Source organism: Nonomuraea sp. MTCD27 (genome assembly GCF_041950495.1).
Taxonomy (GTDB): domain Bacteria; phylum Actinomycetota; class Actinomycetes; order Streptosporangiales; family Streptosporangiaceae; genus Nonomuraea.
The window spans coordinates 83,303-97,818 of sequence record NZ_JBGNUW010000017.1 but is presented as its reverse complement, the minus strand read 5'-3'; the positions used below and the strand labels follow the sequence as shown (position 1 = coordinate 97,818).

18 protein-coding genes are annotated in these 14,516 nt (G+C 72.4%); 7 read left to right on the top strand and 11 right to left on the bottom strand.

Translation table 11 applies throughout. The annotated features are described in order from the left end of the window. Positions 1-11: 11 nt before the first annotated feature. Genes ACBJ59_RS40775 through ACBJ59_RS40755 form a run of 5 tightly spaced genes read right to left on the bottom strand, consistent with a single transcriptional unit; the run spans position 12 to position 4,276 of the window. The gene (locus tag ACBJ59_RS40775) at positions 12-407 is read right to left on the bottom strand and encodes a hypothetical protein (protein WP_375115470.1); all 396 of its coding nucleotides are present in this window, start codon (positions 405-407) and stop codon (positions 12-14) included. Further along, positions 404-850 (bottom strand): hypothetical protein, encoded by a 447-nt coding sequence (locus tag ACBJ59_RS40770; RefSeq protein ID WP_364132465.1) that lies wholly within the window; start codon positions 848-850, stop codon positions 404-406. The genes ACBJ59_RS40775 and ACBJ59_RS40770 overlap by 4 nt, the downstream gene beginning before the upstream one ends. A gap of 45 nt (positions 851-895) precedes the next feature. Beyond that, the gene (locus ACBJ59_RS40765; RefSeq protein ID WP_375115469.1) at positions 896-1,672 is read right to left on the bottom strand and encodes a carbon-nitrogen hydrolase family protein; all 777 of its coding nucleotides are present in this window, start codon (positions 1,670-1,672) and stop codon (positions 896-898) included. Then, a complete protein-coding gene (locus ACBJ59_RS40760) occupies positions 1,632-2,558 on the bottom strand; it encodes a DUF418 domain-containing protein (protein WP_375115468.1) in 927 nt (308 codons plus the stop codon). Before ACBJ59_RS40760 ends, ACBJ59_RS40765 begins: the two co-directional genes overlap by 41 nt. Next, complete coding sequence (locus ACBJ59_RS40755; protein WP_375115467.1) at positions 2,555-4,276, bottom strand: alpha/beta hydrolase; 1,722 nt, start codon at positions 4,274-4,276, stop codon at positions 2,555-2,557. Before ACBJ59_RS40755 ends, ACBJ59_RS40760 begins: the two co-directional genes overlap by 4 nt. A 26-nt stretch (positions 4,277-4,302) precedes the next feature. Between ACBJ59_RS40755 and ACBJ59_RS40750 the strand changes: the two genes are divergently transcribed. Then, positions 4,303-5,469 (top strand): pyridoxal phosphate-dependent aminotransferase, encoded by a 1,167-nt coding sequence (locus ACBJ59_RS40750; RefSeq protein WP_375115466.1) that lies wholly within the window; start codon positions 4,303-4,305, stop codon positions 5,467-5,469. Here the strand turns inward: ACBJ59_RS40750 and ACBJ59_RS40745 are convergent. Further along, positions 5,441-5,833 carry a hypothetical protein gene (locus ACBJ59_RS40745; protein WP_375115465.1) on the bottom strand — a complete coding sequence of 131 codons (393 nt, stop codon included), beginning with the start codon at positions 5,831-5,833 and terminating at the stop codon, positions 5,441-5,443. The two genes, ACBJ59_RS40750 and ACBJ59_RS40745, sit on opposite strands and share 29 nt — an antisense overlap. Between ACBJ59_RS40745 and ACBJ59_RS40740 the strand changes: the two genes are divergently transcribed. Continuing rightward, positions 5,832-6,077 (top strand): aldo/keto reductase, encoded by a 246-nt coding sequence (locus ACBJ59_RS40740; RefSeq protein ID WP_375115464.1) that lies wholly within the window; start codon positions 5,832-5,834, stop codon positions 6,075-6,077. The genes ACBJ59_RS40745 and ACBJ59_RS40740 overlap by 2 nt on opposite strands. A gap of 268 nt (positions 6,078-6,345) precedes the next feature. Here ACBJ59_RS40740 and ACBJ59_RS40735 read toward each other — a convergent pair whose 3' ends face one another. Beyond that, a complete protein-coding gene (locus ACBJ59_RS40735) occupies positions 6,346-6,933 on the bottom strand; it encodes a TetR/AcrR family transcriptional regulator (RefSeq protein ID WP_375115463.1) in 588 nt (195 codons plus the stop codon). Positions 6,934-7,049: 116 nt separating this feature from the next. Between ACBJ59_RS40735 and ACBJ59_RS40730 the strand changes: the two genes are divergently transcribed. Next, positions 7,050-8,285: an MFS transporter gene (locus ACBJ59_RS40730; RefSeq protein ID WP_375115462.1), complete on the top strand. Its 1,236-nt coding sequence runs from the start codon at positions 7,050-7,052 to the stop codon at positions 8,283-8,285. Positions 8,286-8,333: 48 nt separating this feature from the next. Next, positions 8,334-9,110 (top strand): DUF899 family protein, encoded by a 777-nt coding sequence (locus ACBJ59_RS40725; RefSeq protein WP_375115461.1) that lies wholly within the window; start codon positions 8,334-8,336, stop codon positions 9,108-9,110. Between the two features lie 30 nt (positions 9,111-9,140). Here the strand turns inward: ACBJ59_RS40725 and ACBJ59_RS40720 are convergent, their stop codons facing one another. The 3 genes from ACBJ59_RS40720 to ACBJ59_RS40710 form a co-directional block, all read right to left on the bottom strand. Next, on the bottom strand, positions 9,141-9,536 hold the full coding sequence (locus ACBJ59_RS40720) for an Atu4866 domain-containing protein (RefSeq protein ID WP_375115460.1): 396 nt from the start codon (positions 9,534-9,536) through the stop codon (positions 9,141-9,143). A gap of 212 nt (positions 9,537-9,748) precedes the next feature. Next, entirely contained in the window at positions 9,749-10,855 is a 1,107-nt protein-coding gene (locus tag ACBJ59_RS40715) for an aromatic acid exporter family protein (RefSeq protein WP_375115459.1), read from the bottom strand. Between the two features lie 346 nt (positions 10,856-11,201). Further along, a complete protein-coding gene (locus ACBJ59_RS40710; protein ID WP_375115458.1) occupies positions 11,202-11,870 on the bottom strand; it encodes an alpha/beta fold hydrolase in 669 nt (222 codons plus the stop codon). Positions 11,871-11,913: 43 nt separating this feature from the next. Here ACBJ59_RS40710 and ACBJ59_RS40705 point away from each other — a divergent pair, with 43 nt between their 5' ends. Then, the gene (locus ACBJ59_RS40705) at positions 11,914-12,039 is read left to right on the top strand and encodes a hypothetical protein (RefSeq protein ID WP_375115457.1); all 126 of its coding nucleotides are present in this window, start codon (positions 11,914-11,916) and stop codon (positions 12,037-12,039) included. A gap of 97 nt (positions 12,040-12,136) precedes the next feature. Continuing rightward, the gene (locus tag ACBJ59_RS40700; protein ID WP_375115456.1) at positions 12,137-13,228 is read left to right on the top strand and encodes a ring-opening amidohydrolase; all 1,092 of its coding nucleotides are present in this window, start codon (positions 12,137-12,139) and stop codon (positions 13,226-13,228) included. Between the two features lie 31 nt (positions 13,229-13,259). Here the strand turns inward: ACBJ59_RS40700 and ACBJ59_RS40695 are convergent, their stop codons facing one another. Continuing rightward, positions 13,260-13,871, bottom strand: coding sequence for a nucleotidyltransferase family protein (locus ACBJ59_RS40695; protein ID WP_375115455.1), 612 nt, complete (start codon positions 13,869-13,871; stop codon positions 13,260-13,262). Positions 13,872-13,967: 96 nt separating this feature from the next. Here ACBJ59_RS40695 and ACBJ59_RS40690 point away from each other — a divergent pair, with 96 nt between their 5' ends. Then, positions 13,968-14,513, top strand: coding sequence for an SseB family protein (locus ACBJ59_RS40690; protein WP_375115454.1), 546 nt, complete (start codon positions 13,968-13,970; stop codon positions 14,511-14,513). Positions 14,514-14,516: the final 3 nt, after the last annotated feature.

Below are 14,516 nucleotides of genomic sequence, written 5' to 3'. Positions count from 1 at the left end.
CCCGCGGTTGACTAGGGAACCGGAATCCGTTCGACGCGGATCGAGAAGACCTCCTCGCGGGGCACCACGACCTCGTAGGCGCCGTGGTCGACCATCCAGTAGCCCAGCGCCTCGGCCTTCATCCCGCTGTGGCCGGTGTAGGCGATGTGCAGCCCGTCGTCGTCCTCGTCGAGCACGATGCACGGCTCGCCGCCGAACGCGCCCACCGTGCGGACCAGCACCAGCCACTCCACCTGCGACCTGGGCACGATCCGCCGCCAGTAGCCGGCGGCGGCCTCGAACCCCTCCAGCTCCGTCTCGCTGAACAGCACCACCTGGTCGTTGTCCGGGCCGAGGGCGGCGGGCAGGGTGTGCTCGCCGAAGCGGGCGACGAAGCCGGAGGCGACCGGCGCGATCTCGTCGTTCATGCGGCGGGCCGCCAGGTCAGCCCGTCGTAGTCGGCGAAGGACCGCTCGCCGTCGGCCGTGACGTGGATGATCTCCGCCCCCGCCGGGATGGGCATCGGGACGGTGTGGAACTGCGGCACGACGTGCTCCGACGACGTGGTGAACCCGTTGCCGGCGAACGGTGGCGCGTCGCTCCAGTCGCCCCCCATGTGGGGTCCGTACGGCACCGCGTAGGTGTCGACGTCACGGGCATACCAGCGCATCATGTAGACCTCGGGCACCTCGGCGAACAGCTCCGACCCGTCGAAGGACAGGTCGAGCCCGTAGTAGAGCGCCTCCGGCGTGGTCAACCGGACGCAGTCCTGCACCCGGTAGACGTAGCCCGAGATGACCGTGCGCTTGCCCGACAGGTATGGCACGAGCAGACGCGGCGGGACCACCTTCTGCATCTGCGTTCCGCTCACGGTTCTACTTTACGATCGCTTGACCCCGGCATGGACCGTGCGAGACTACAGGACGCGATGTTCGAGGCACGGCAGGGTGGCCCTGGCCGTGGCGGTCCACTCGTCGTCGACCTCCACGACCCGCACGCCGGGGCCGGTGCCCAGGTCGCTGCGGACCACGCCCAGCGGATCGACCAGCATGCTGCGGCCCACCCCGAACCCGTCCGACGACTCGGCCGGGTTGGGCGCCTGGCCCACGGCGGCGGTCCACATCGTGTTCTCCAGCGCCCGCGCCCTGACCAGGGTCACCCAGTGGTCCTCCTTGAGCGGCCCCGAGCCCCAGGCGGCGATCACCGCGAACAGCTCCGCCCCCTTGTCGACCAGCGCCCTCGTCAGCTCGGGGAAGCGGATGTCGTAGCAGGTGACCAGCCCGACCCGGACGCCGGCCAGCTCCACCACCGTGGGCTCCGCGCCGGGCGCGACCAGGTCGGACTCCTTCGCGCCGAACGAGTCGAACAGGTGGATCTTCCGGTACGCCGCCTTCAGCGCGCCCTCACCGTCGATGGCCACGGCGGTGTTGTGCACCCGATCCTCGCCGGGCTCGAACACCCCGGCGATCACCGCCGTCCCGTGCTCGCGGGCGGCCTCGGCCAGCCCGGACACGAACGGCCCGTCCAGCGGCTCGGCCAGGCCCGTGATGCGCCTGCCGTAGCGGGTGAGCGTGGCCTCCGGGAAGATCGCCAGATCGGCTCCCGAGGAGGCGGCGAGCGCCTCCCTGACCCTCTTGAGGTTCACCGAGGGGTCAGGGGACACCGGGATCTGGCAGAGGGCGATTCTGGTCACGGACCGACTCTAGCCGGTTGGGCACCGCTCGAAACCGGGTCAGGCACCGCCAGATCCACTCAAGGGGACCGTAGCGGTATCTCGTCAGCCACCACCGGCTGAACAGGTACTGCACGAGCAGGGTGAGCGCCGCCACCGCGACCACGGACCACCGGGTCGGGTCGGCGTTCAGCAGCGGCGTGACCAGGACGATCACCGCGGTGCCGGAGACGTAGTTGGTCAGCGCCGTCTTGCCCAGCGGCTCCAGCACCGCCGACAGGCCCGGCCGCAGGAGGAGCACCAGGCCCAGCGAGTACGCCGCCGCGCCCGCCAGGGCGGCCACACTGTAGACGGTCCAGTTGCCCGTGCTGGCCGAGGCGGCGCTCAGCAGCGCGGTGGCCAGCGCGGCGACCGCGAACCCGGGCAGCAGCAGCGACCTGGGCGGCCGCAACCGCCACACCCCCATGCCGATGAGGAGCAGCCCGGGGATCAGCATCACCCCGCCGCCCACCTGCGGCAGCAGCGCCCAGGCCGTCGCCACCAGGCCCAGCAGCAGCACCGGCAGGCCCCCGGGCAGGAACGAGGCGGGCAGCAGCGCCACCGCCCCCCAGAAGGCGTAGTCGGTCAGCACCTCGCCCTCGTAGAACGAGTGCTGGACCTTCCCGATGCAGAACAGCCAGAACAGCCTGCTCAGCAGCGCCCAGCGGCTGTTGCCGCGCAGGAACAGCAGGAAGCTGATGCCGAACAGCATCGAGAAGATCGGATAGAACCGGCTCTGGAACAGCGTCTCGATCGGCAGGTCCAGCGCGACCGGCGGCTCCTTGTCGGTGTGCTGCCAGGTGTTGACCAGCATGATGCCGCCCACCGCGAAGCCGCGTAGGGCGTCGAGCTCACGGATGCGTGTCAAAGGAGCCAGGTGAACCACCATACGAGGAATCCGCCGCTGATGATGGCCGCCGCGATGTGCGGCCATCTGCGTTCGTGGAAGAGCGCCGCGGCGGTCAGTACGGCCGAGGCCACCGCGAGCCAGGTGTAGAGCCCGGTCGTGCCCGGGAGGCCGACGGCCAGGGCGGTCTCGTTCCGGCTCGCCATCGTGTTGACGGACTCGGCGATCAGGCCGGCGAACGCCACGCCGGCCAGCCCGCCGTACGCGGCCAGGGCGCGGCCCCTCAGCGCGGCCGTGACGAGCTGGGCCAGGGAGGCGAGCGCGAACAGGGCGAAGGGCGCGGCCAGCCACGGGGACCGGGAGATCGCGTACGGCGCCGCCGTCACGTGCAGGTCGGCCGCGCGGAAGGGGGAGGGGAGGGTGCTCGTCGAGCAGGGGGTGATGAACGTGGCGGCGGGATCGGCGACGAACGCGGCGATCTTCTGCCGGGCGCAGTCACTGGCCAGGAAGACGGCGTGGGAGGTGCGGAACTGGTCGAAGCGGGCACTCGGGAGGGCCTTGGCGGCCGGTTCGGCGGTTCTGAGGGGGGTGGTGGGGTCGTACCGGCCGCCGAGCACGTAGACGGGGGCCTTGGTGGTGGCGTTCACGGGCTTCGCCTTGGGGAGCTGCCAGGCGTCACACACCTCCTTATCCCCATTTATGGTGAAAAGTCGGGATTTGGTGGTGAAGGTGTTGAACGGGACCTCGTCCTGGCACTGCACCGCGTGATACAGCCCGAACTCGTGCGACGCCAGCCCCTCGCCCGCGGCGTCCGCCAGCGGCCGCAGCAGCTCGTCGTTCCCCCTGGCCAGCGCGCTCACCAGCGCGGGCGCCACCGCGGTCACCTCCGCGTCCTGCAGCGCCTCCGCCAGGATCGTGGCCACGTCGTCACCGCTCATCCGGGCCGTGAACTCCCGGCCGAGCAGCGGATCCAGCACGGCGACACGCGCGGGCGTCCGGTTCAGCCGCGCGACCATGACCTCGAAAGGCTCGCGCACGCCCAGCCGAGCCATGGCGTCGGCCAGGTTCCGGTCGAAGTCGTCGTACCAGCTCACGCTCTCGGGCAGGTAGGAGTCCAGCACCACCGACCGGACCCCCTCCGGGTCGGCCGCGGCCACGTCCACCATGACCCTGGTGGAGTAGCTGACGCCGAACAGGTTCCACTTCGCGTACCCGAGCTTCTCGCGTAAGGCGACCACGTCGGCCGCGATCTCCTTCGTGTTGTACCCCCGCAGGTCGATGCCCTGTTCCCGGAGCCGGTCGCGGCACCGGTTGGCGGCGGCGGCCAGGCCGTCGGCCGGGGCCGCGGGCCGCGGCCGCAACCGGCCCAGCATGGCCTGGGCGGTCTCGGGGCAGGCCAGCGCCGGCTGGGAGTACCTGCTCCCGCGCTGCTCGACGGTCACCACGTCCCGGTCGGGGAACATCCGGCTCAGGAACGCGGTGAGCTGCATCGAGGCGGAGGCGGGGCCGCCGCTCATGTACACGACCGGGTCCGGCTTGCGGTTGGCGGCGGTCGAGAGGCGCACGGCGTACCCGACCCTGATCTTCCGCTCCGGGGCGTCCCTGCGCTCGGGAACCTCGAGGAAACCGCAGCTCGTACGGGCGGGCATGGGGACCGGGCAGGGCCCGGGAGCGGCCTGGCTCGGGGTCATGACGGGGGGCGCGGACAGGGCGAGGGCGAGCACGACCCGAATGATCACGGGGACGAGACTAATAGTGTGGAGCCGTGACCGAACCACTTGTTACCAGGATGCGCGCCTTCGGCACGACGATTTTCGCGGAGATGAGCGCGCTCGCCGTGCAGACCGGATCGATCAACCTCGGCCAGGGCTTCCCTGACACGGACGGGCCGGCGGCCATGCTCGACCGCGCCGTCCAGGCCATCGGCACCGGCGCTAACCAGTACCCGCCGGGGCCGGGGGTGCTGGAGCTGCGGCAGGCGGTGTCGGAGCACCGGGCCGCGCGCTACGGGCTCTCGTACGATCCGGTGGGCGAGATCCTGGTCACGGTGGGCGCCACCGAGGCCGTGACGGCCGCCGTGCTCGCGCTGTGCGAACCGGGCGACGAGGTGATCGCGTTCGAGCCCTACTACGACTCCTACGCCGCCTCCATCGCTCTGGCCCAGGCCAGGCTGGTGGCCGTGACGATGCGGCCGGTCGAGGGCCGCTTCACGTTCGACCCCGACGAGCTGCGCGCCGCCGTCACCCCGCGCACCCGGGCCATCCTGGTCAACTCGCCGCACAACCCGACCGGCACCGTGTTCACCCGCGACGAGCTGACCGTCATCGCGGAGCTCTGCCAGGAGCGCGGGCTGACCGCCGTCACGGACGAGGTGTACGAGCACCTGACGTTCGACGGGGTCGAGCACATCCCGCTGGCCACGCTGCCCGGGATGCGGGAGCGGACCGTGATGATCTCGTCCGCGGGCAAGACCTTCTCGGTCACCGGGTGGAAGACCGGCTGGGTGTGCGCCCCTCCGGCGCTGGTCACGGCGGTGCAGACGGTCAAGCAGTTCCTCACGTTCACGGCGAGCGCGCCGTGGCAGCTCGCGGTGGCCTACGGGCTGCGGCACGAGCTGGAGTGGGTGGCGGCGCTCGGGGCCGGGCTGCAGGACAAGCGGGACCGGCTGATGGAGGGGCTGGCGGCGGCCGGCTTCTCGGTGCTGCGGCCTTCGGGGACGTACTTCGTGCAGACGGACATCCGGCCGCTGGGGTTCTCCGACGGGCTCGAGCTCACGCGCCGCCTCCCGGAGCTGGCCGGGGTGGTGGCCATCCCGACCCAGGTCTTCTACGACCACGCCGAGCGGGGGCGGCATTTCGTGCGGTTCGCCTTCTGCAAGAAGGAAGAGGTCATCGACGAGGCCGTCACGCGCCTGAAGCGCCTGTCCTCCTGACGGGGCCGCTGGGGCGGAGGCCGTCGAAGACGACCCCCAGGGTCCGCGTACGCAGTCCTTCGTCCCAGTTGTTCTGCTGTGCCGCCAGGCAGGTGCCACTGAGCAGCGCCAGCAGCTCCTCCATGCCCACGTCCGCCCGGACCGCCCCCGCCTCCTGGGCCCGCACCAGCAGCGCCTCGATCGCGCCCCTGATGTCGGGAGTGCCCGCCTTGGCATCGATGCCGGCCGTCGCCGGCGCGTCCACCAGCACCTTCTTGACCGTCGAGTCCTCCACGATCGTGGTGAAGTACGCGAAGAAGGCGGCCCCCGGGTCGGCGGCCGAGGCCAGCTCGCCGGCCCTGTCCGCCAGGCGCCTGGGCACCATGAACTTCGGCACCCTCGGCGGCGGCATCCTGACCGGTCGCTACCGGCCCGGCGCGGCCCCCGACCCGGACAGCCGGATGGGGAGGCTGCTCGGCCACGCGATGCCCCGCGCGAACCGGTGGGCCGAGTCGCTGCTCAACGAGCACAACCTGGGCATCGCCGAGGAGCTCGTCAAGGTCGCCGCCGAACTCGGCGCCACGCCGTCGGAGGTGGCGCTGGCGTGGGTGGCGCGGCGGACGGGGTGACGTCGATCCTGCTCGGGCCGCGTACGGTGGCGCGGTTTCGGGAGAACCTGGTGGCCTTCGAGCTGGACCTGCCGGAGCGGGCCATGGCCCGGCTGGACGAGATCTCCCGCGTCGACCTCGGCCCCATGGACGGCTCCTTCTTCCACCTCGTCCCCCGCCGCCAGGCGGGAGCCGATCCGGCCGGTCACCGTCAAGTGGGCAGGGAGGCGCCCCGCTGCCGGCGGTCGCGAGGGCTGCGCACGGTCGCTGCCGTGACGGTGCGCGACGATCAGGAGCTTCGCCGCCGGGCGGTGACCGTCGACAGGATCATCTCGACCAGGTGCCGTGCCTGCTTGGCGGGGCCGTCCGGGCCGAGTGACTGGCCGGAGGCGAACAGGCCCTCCATGACCAGCATGAGCTGGTCGGCCAGGCCGGCCGGATCGTCGACGCCGAGCCGGCCGGTGAGCTCGCCGACGAGCTCGCGGAACCCGGACTTGCCCTCGACGGCCATCCGGTGCGCGGGCAGGTCCGGGTCGGGGAACTCGGCCAGCGTCATCATCATCGGGCAGCCGCGGAACTGCTCGGAGTCGACGTAGGCGAAGCCCGCGTCGAACAGGGCCAGGATCTGGTCGCGCGGGTCGGGGCCGGCGGCGTCGATCGCGGTGGCCCACCGCTCCCGGCCTTCCTGGTCGGCGTGCTCGACGTAGGCGGCCACCAGATCGTCCTTGGAGCCGAACAGGCGGTAGAGGGTGGTCGGGGCGACGCCGGCCTGGGCCGCCACCAGGTCGACCCCGGTGGCCCGGACGCCCTTCCAGTAGAACAGCTCGCCGGCCACCTGCAGCAGCTGGGCCCGGGTCTCCGCAGCGGTTCGTGCCATCTCTGTCCTCGCCATTGCCATGTTAGGGGTCGTTCCCTACGATAGCCGGAGTGAGTGTTAGGGATCGTTCCCTAACGGGACGGGCCGCACTTGCGACGACAAGGAGGGTTCCACCCGTGAGCATCCACCGAGCCGTGCTGAGCCAGGGCAGGGCCAATCTCGCCCTGGCCGCGTTGTTCCTCGGGGCGTTCGTGACGGGCACCGCCGAGCTGATGGTGGTCGGCGTGCTGAACCTGATCGCCGCCGACCTGGACGTCCCGGTCCCGGCAGCCGGCGCGCTGGTGACCGCGAACGCGCTGGGCCTGGCCATCGGCGGCCCGATCCTGACCGCGCTGACGATCAGGCTGAACAAGCGGGCCGTCCTGATCGCCACACTCGTCCTGTTCGTCCTCGCCAACCTGGTCCTGGTGCTGGCCGCCGACTACGGCCTGTTCGTCGCGGCGCGTGCGCTCGCCGGCGCGGCGCAGGGGCTGTTCATCGCCGCCGGATTCACGGCCGGCATCTCGCTCGTCCCGCCGGAGCGCATGGGGCGGGCGATCTCGGTGGTCATCTCCGGCGTCACGGTTTCGGCCGCGCTGGGTGTGCCGGTGGGCACGCTGGCCGGCCAGGCGGTGAGCTGGCGGGGGTCGTTCACCGCGGTCGTGGTGCTCACCGTGATCGCGCTCGTCGCCGTCCTGGTGCTGATCCCCTCCGTGCCCGCCGGCGGCGGCGGCTTCGGCGACCAGGCCCGGCACGCGTTCGCTCCCCGGGTGCTCGCCGTGCTCGCCCTGAACTTCCTGGTGTTCGCCTCGCTGTTCGCCGTGGTGACGTACATCGTGCCGTTCCTGGAGAGCGTCACGGGCGTCTCGGGGGCGCTGATCAGCGTGTTCCTCCTGGCGTACGGCGTGGCCACGGCGGTGGGCTCGTTCGGTGGCGGCCGGTTCGCCGACCGGAACGCCACGCGCACCCTGATCGTCGCGACCAGCGGCGTGGTGGTCTCCCTGCTGGTGCTGTACCTGGTCGGCGCGGTGCCGTTCCTCGTGGCATCGGTCCTGCTCGCGCTGGGCATGTTCGGCATGGGGATGGTGCCGTCGCTGCAGTACCGCGTGGTCAGCCTGGCCGGGCCGGGCGGCCAGCTGGCGCAGTCACTGCCCGTCTCGGCGGCCAACCTCGGCATCGCGTTCGGCTCGGCCGCCGGCGGCATGGCGATCGGCGCCTTCACCGCCTCCGCCACGGTGGTCACCGGCCTGGCCATCGCCGTCGTCGCGGCCGTGGTCGCCTGGGCCACCGGCTTCCTCAGGCCGCCGGCGGCCGGATCGGCCGTCACGCGGACGGGCGGGCAGGAGGGGGACCGGGTCCTCGGGTCCGTCTGACGCGACCACGACGAGAAGAGCCGCCGCAACAGGGAAGAGGAGACAGCCATGACCGATGAACCAGCGAACCTCGGCGGGCCGGCGGGCGGGGCCGCCGGCGCGACCGGCCTGCCCGAGGCCGTGGACCGGAGCACCTTCCAGGCCGAGCTGGACCGGCTGCGGGTACGGGAGAAGGCGCACACCCGCGAGGGCGACGCCATCGCCACGGCCCGGCGGCGCCTGCCGATGGTCGAGATGGACGCCGGCCTCACCCTGATCGGGCCCGGCGGACCGCTCACCCTGCTCGACGCGTTCGAAGGGCGCCGGCAGCTCATCGCGTACTACTTCATGTGGTATCCCGGGCAGCCCGCGGCCGAGCAGTGCGAAGGGTGCACGTGGTGCGCCACCTCGGTGGCGGAGCTGTCCTACCTCCATTCCCGCGACATCACCTACGCGGTCTTCTGCCAGGGGCCCTACGACGAGAGCCGCCGCTACCACGACTTCATGGGCTGGGACATGCCGTGGTACTCGGCGGCCGCCTCGCTCGGCGAGCTCCTCGTCGGGCGGCACATCGGCATGATGCACCTGGTGTGCTACCTGCGCGACGGCGACCGCGTCTTCGAGACGTACTGGACGACGCGCCGCGGTGTGGAGGCCATGGACTACAGCTACGCGCTCATGGACCTCACCGTGTACGGACGCCAGGAGCCGTGGCAGGAAGCGCCCCCGGGCCGGCCCCAAGGGTGGACAGGCTCCGCCGAACGGCTCCGCACCGACGGACGTCCCATCCCTCAGTGGTCGCGACTGGAGGCCGGACGCTCTGACGACCTCACCGCCGAGCCCTGAGCGCGCCGTGAGGGTGGGGCGGGGCGGCGGTCATCGCTCCCGATACAGCACGAGGTGCTCGTGGTAGAGGACGCCGTCACGGACGTCGCCGGTGGCGGTGAACCCGGCGTCGTCGAAGTAGTCGAGGTGGTTGCCCGTCACGGTGTACCGGCCGGTGTAGGCGCGGGGGCGGCCGTCGCGCTCCTCCTCGTACCGGCCGTCGGCCCGCAGCTCCTGCCGGATACGCCCGTCCGCGGTCACCCACATGCCGACGTACGGATGCGGATCGGCACTCCCGCGCCCCGATGCCGCTGCCGACGGGGACGTCGAGGCTGAGGCCGACGGTGCGGCCGACGGGGCGGCCGCCGCCGTACGGCCGCCGCGTCCGTCGGCGCAGGCGGCCATCGTGGTGAGGAAGCCGACGATGAGCAGCACTCTTCCGATCATGTTCGCTGAACCTCCATGGTCACGCCGGCGGGCCGTGCCCCGTCCGGCTGGCGGTGCTCCCGAGTCTGACCAGGTCGCGGGCGGGGGAGAAGCGGCGAGGATTTCCTAGGAGCACCACACCCAGGCAGGTGTCGCCGGAAGCTCGAGCTGGCGGAGGCCGGTCACGTGGCCGTCCGGGTGGGGGTAGGCCGATCGGCTGGCGGTGCGGGTGCTCAGGTCCGTCGGGTGGGCTCGTCCTTGGTGGCCGGTTCGTCCAGCGGGGTGAGCGCCGACGTGGCGTCCTCGTGCTCCATCCCCGTGGCCTGCAGCAGATCGACGACCACGGAACGCAGTTGCGCGATGATGACGTGCGCCGAGAACCCCAGCCCCTGGGGCCGCTCCCGGGCCGCCACCGCCAGCAGTGCCTGCCGGGCCAGGGTCGGCTCCCGGCCGGCCCCGAGCTCCAACTGCAGCAGCAGCGCCGCCTCCGAGACCTCGCGCATCGCCTCGGCCAGGGCCGCCGGGGGAGGGCTGGCCTCTCCGAGCGAGGCCAGCGTGCGCCTGCTCAGCACCCGCGCGTTGCGCAGCGCCAGGTCCACCGGCACGGCGGCGGTCTCGTAGCGGGCCAGGCGGGCGCGCCGGTGCCAGTGCAGGGGCGAGATCATGGTGATCTCCTTGCTGGTCTCCAGCGCCGCCTCGAACTCCTCCACCGCCGCCTGCGTCGTACGCGCCTCCTCCAGGGCCTCGGCCGCCAGGTCCACGTCGCGCTTCTCGATCGCCTCCGCCGCCCGTTCCAGCACCGTGGACAGCGCGTCGAGCACCCCGGACAGGTGCTTGGCCGCGATCGTGAACGGGCTCGCGGGCAGTAACGCCACCGCGGCGATCCCGACGATGCCTCCCGTCAGCGCGTCGGCCATCCGATCCAGGCCCCCGGCCCCCTCACCCGGCACCAGCGTGGCGACCAGCACGGCCGACGACCCCGCCTGCGCGACGAACAGCGCCCCGCTGTTCAGCAGCACCGCCACCGCCATGGCCAGCCCGACCACCAGCGCGAGCTGCCAGGCGCCCGAGCCGATCCGGTACACCAGCAGGTCGCCCACGCCGACGCCCAGGCTGACCCCGACGACCAGCTCGACGACCCGCCGCAGCCGCTGCCCGAGCCCGACGCCCACGCAGATCAGCACGGAGATGGGGGCGAAGAAGGGGCGTGGGTGGCCGAGCAGCTCGATGGCGATGACCCAGGCCAGCGCGGCACCGACCGCGCACTGCGCGATGGAGGGCGCCATCAGGCCGAACGTGCTCAGCCGTTCCTTCATGAGATCGCTGAGCCTGGTTCGCACCTTTCCACGATGGCGGATCTTTATGACATTGGGGTCACGTTTGCCCCAGCTAAGTCCTTTTCGTCAGGTGTTGTGCCCATGCCCCGAGAACTCCTCACCGTTCGGGCCCCCGCCGCTCGGACCCGCGCCGCGAGGCCGCTGCCAGGGTCGCCACCGCGGCCCGCGCCGCCGCCGACCGGCTCGACGACCCGCCGCAGGCCGCTGCCCGAGCCCGACGCGGATGCACGCCACCACCACCGCGATGGGCGCGAAGGACGGCGGCTGTGGCCGGGCACGGTCGGATGGGGCCGCCGGATGGGGCCCCGCCATCAGATGGTCCTGCCGGTGAGTCGGCCACCCGCTGCGGTCAGGAGTCGAGGAACGCGTCGACCGTCCGCACGAACTCCCCGCGGGCGCTGACGTGGATCAGGTGCCCGGCCTCGATCGTGACCAGCTTCGCCCCCGGGATCCGGGCCGCCACCTCCCCGGCGTCGAAGGGGCTCTGCGCCCCTCCCGACAACACCAGCGTGGGCGCCGTGATCTTCCCCAGACCCTCCGCCCATGCAGGATCCGGGTCGAGCATCTGCCGCTCCGTGTCGTGCATCATCCGCCAGTCGAACCCGGTGGACCCGTCCTCCACGATCGGCGATCGGCCGGTGAGCGGCACCGGTGGCGGCGGGTCCTCCAGCACCAGGCGCGCCACCCGATCCGGATGGTTCATGGCCGCGTGATAGGCGACCACGCCGCCGAGCGAGTGCCCCACCAGCGTGGCCCGTTCGATGCCCAGGTGGTCGAGCAGCGCGACGACGTCCTCGGCCATCGCGGGCACCGGGTACTCGCCCGGCCACCCGCTGGCCCCGTGGCCGCGCAGGTCGAGGGCGAACACGTGGTGGCGGGCCGCGAAGTGCTGGGTGACGCCGTTCCAGTCGTTGTGGTTCGCCGTACGGCCGTGCAGCAGCAGGAGCGGGGGAGCGGAAGGATCGCCTTCCTCCCGGTAGACGAGCTTGATCCCGTTGACGTGTGCTTCGCGAATCACACTCGCGACCCTAGCCCCCTCGGGGCACGACGCTTATCCCGCGTTGAGCGCCATGCTGCTCGTCCGGGCGGCGGCCGGGCTCTGTCCGGCGGCACGCGCCGCCCGGCTGTCGCCCGCGGCGGCACGCGCCGCCCGGCTGTCGCCCGCGGCGGTGCTGAGCGCACCTTGACATCACCCGCGGGGTTCATGGGCACACATTGACCATGAACCCCGCTGACCGGCTCGGTAGCGTCATCGGGGAATGACGCCAGGAGGAGGGGTAACGCATGCCGGACCCGATCGAAGTGCGCAAGGTGCCGATCGAGAGCGTCACCGACGCCTCCGGGCTGTCACGGCTCATCGCCGACGGGGTGATCGAGGCGGAGCGGGTGCTCGCCGTCGTCGGCAAGACCGAGGGCAACGGCGGCGTGAACGACTACACCCGCATCCTCGCCGACCGCGCCTTCCGCGAGGTCCTGGCCGAGCACGGGCATCCGGCGCCGGAGAGCGTGCCGCTGGTGTGGTCGGGTGGCACCGACGGGATCCTCAGCCCGCACGCCACCATCTTCGCCACCACGGCCGACGCCCCCGCCACCGAGGAGCCGCGCCTGTCGGTCGGCGTGGCGATGAGCGAGGTCATCCTGCCCGAGGACATCGGCCGCCCGGCCATGGTGGAGAAGGTCGCCGCCGGGGTGCGGGAGGCCATGAAGATCGCCGGCATCGACGACCCGCGCGACGTGCACTACGTACAGACCAAGACGCCGCTGCTCACCCTGGCCACGATCACCGAGGCCAAGAGCCGCGGCCAGGACACCGCCATCGAGGAGACCGGTCCCTCCATGGACCTGTCCAACTCCACCACCGCGCTCGGCATCGCCGTCGCGCTCGGCGAGATCGAGATGCCCAGCGCCGACCAGATCCACAAGGACCTGTCGTTGTACTCGTCGGTGGCCTCCTGCTCGTCGGGCGTGGAGCTGGACCGGGCGCAGATCGTGCTGGTGGGCAACGTGCGCGGGATCGGCGGGCGCTATCGCATCGGCCACAGCGTCATGAAGGACGCCCTCGACGCCGACGGCATCTGGGAGGCCATCAGGGACTCCGGGCTCGCCCTGCCCGACCGCCCGCACCCGTCGGACCTCGGGGGGCGGCTGGTCAACGTGTTCATGAAGTGCGAGGCCGACCCGTCCGGGCGGGTGCGCGGGCGGCGCAACATCATGCTCGACGACTCCGACGTGCATTGGCACCGGCAGATCAAGGCCGCGGTGGGCGGGGTGGCGGCCTCGGTCACGGGCGATCCCGCGGTGTTCGTCTCGGTCGCCGCCGTGCACCAGGGCCCCTCCGGCGGCGGTCCGGTGGCGGCGATCGCCGACCTCGGATAGCCGCCACCGGGCAGGGCGCCGCCGGTGGGCGTCACGCGTCCGGCCAGGGAAGCGCGGTCAGCTCGGGCCACGTGGCGGTCCAGCGGGCCACCTTGGCCTCGTAGACGTGGCGGGGCGCCAGCCGCGGATTGGGCCGCACGACCAGGTCGAACGCGTCCGACACGCCGTAGGGGGCGTACAGCCGCCACTCGCCCGACGGCTCGATCCGCACGCCGAGGCCGCAGGTCGTGGACGGGAAGGAGTCGATCGCGTCCTCGGCGCTGCGGTAGGGCGGGCAGGGGATGCCGAAGCGCTCCGCGTACCAGAGGTGCACGCGCGCCTCGTTGCGGATCTCCACCGGCACGTCGCCGAACACCTCCCGGCCCGCCCTGATCACTGCGTCCTCGGCCTCCCAGGACAGGTCCGACGGGTCGTGGTAGATCAGGTCGTAGTCCCGGATGCCGTGGTCGGGGTGGCGGCCGGTCACGTGGTTCCAGATCGTCTGGGCGACCGCGCCGGCCGCGACCCACCAGCCGGGCGGATCGAGCGCGCGGGCGCCGTGCAGCACGGAGGTGACGACGGGGCTGGCGGCGAGCACGGCCCGCACGGCGGCGAGCTGCTCGGCGGGCGGAGGGTCGTCGGGTGGAGGGTCGGCGGGTCTCACCGGGCCTGTCTATCAACCGGGACCGACAAAGGCGCGGGCCGCGTGGGTGAGGCAGGAGGCGGGGGCGGGCTCGGGGCGCGGGTAGTCTCGGAGGCTGTGCCCAGCATTCCGCAGCCCCTCGACCCCCACGACGACGGCTCCGCCGCCCCCGCCGTGGCCGCCGCCCTGGCCTCCTACGAGGCGGGTACGGCCGGCCCCGCCGAGGTGCTCAACGCCCTCTCCGGCGCCCGGCTGCTCGTCCCCGTGGTGGCCCTGCTGACCGAGACCGAGGTCGGCGCGCACGGGCTGCGGCAGGAGAAGGAGAGCGAGATGGCCCTGCCCAAGCTCGTCGGGCAGGACGGCAGGCAGGCGGTGCTCGCGTTCACCGGCACGCAGTCGCTGGCCCGGTGGCGGCCCGACGCCCGGCCGATCCAGGCCACCGCGCTCCAGGTGTGCCGGGCCGCCGTGCAGGAGCGGGCCGCGGCGGTCGTGGTGGACGTGGCCGGGCCGGTGCAGTTCGTGATCGAGGGGGAGGTGCTGGAGGCGCTGGCCGCCGTCGAGTCCGGCACTGTGAACGAGCTGACCGGCGTGACCGTGGCCCGGGTGGAGCCCGCGCCGCGCAGGCGCCGCTGGTTCTCCAGGGGCCGGTCAGGCAACGGCTGAGCG

What these genes read in the sequence shown, in the direction of transcription:
- ACBJ59_RS40775 (WP_375115470.1), bottom strand. Translation starts at nt 407, where the DNA reads ATGAACGACGAGATCGCGCCGGTCGCCTCCGGCTTCGTCGCCCGCTTC.
- ACBJ59_RS40740 (WP_375115464.1), top strand. Translation starts at nt 5,832, where the DNA reads ATGAACTTCGGCACCCTCGGCGGCGGCATCCTGACCGGTCGCTACCGG.
- ACBJ59_RS40745 (WP_375115465.1), bottom strand. Translation starts at nt 5,833, where the DNA reads ATGGTGCCCAGGCGCCTGGCGGACAGGGCCGGCGAGCTGGCCTCGGCC.
- ACBJ59_RS40735 (WP_375115463.1), bottom strand. Translation starts at nt 6,933, where the DNA reads ATGGCACGAACCGCTGCGGAGACCCGGGCCCAGCTGCTGCAGGTGGCC.
- ACBJ59_RS40725 (WP_375115461.1), top strand. Translation starts at nt 8,334, where the DNA reads ATGACCGATGAACCAGCGAACCTCGGCGGGCCGGCGGGCGGGGCCGCC.
- ACBJ59_RS40720 (WP_375115460.1), bottom strand. Translation starts at nt 9,536, where the DNA reads ATGATCGGAAGAGTGCTGCTCATCGTCGGCTTCCTCACCACGATGGCC.
- ACBJ59_RS40700 (WP_375115456.1), top strand. Translation starts at nt 12,137, where the DNA reads ATGCCGGACCCGATCGAAGTGCGCAAGGTGCCGATCGAGAGCGTCACC.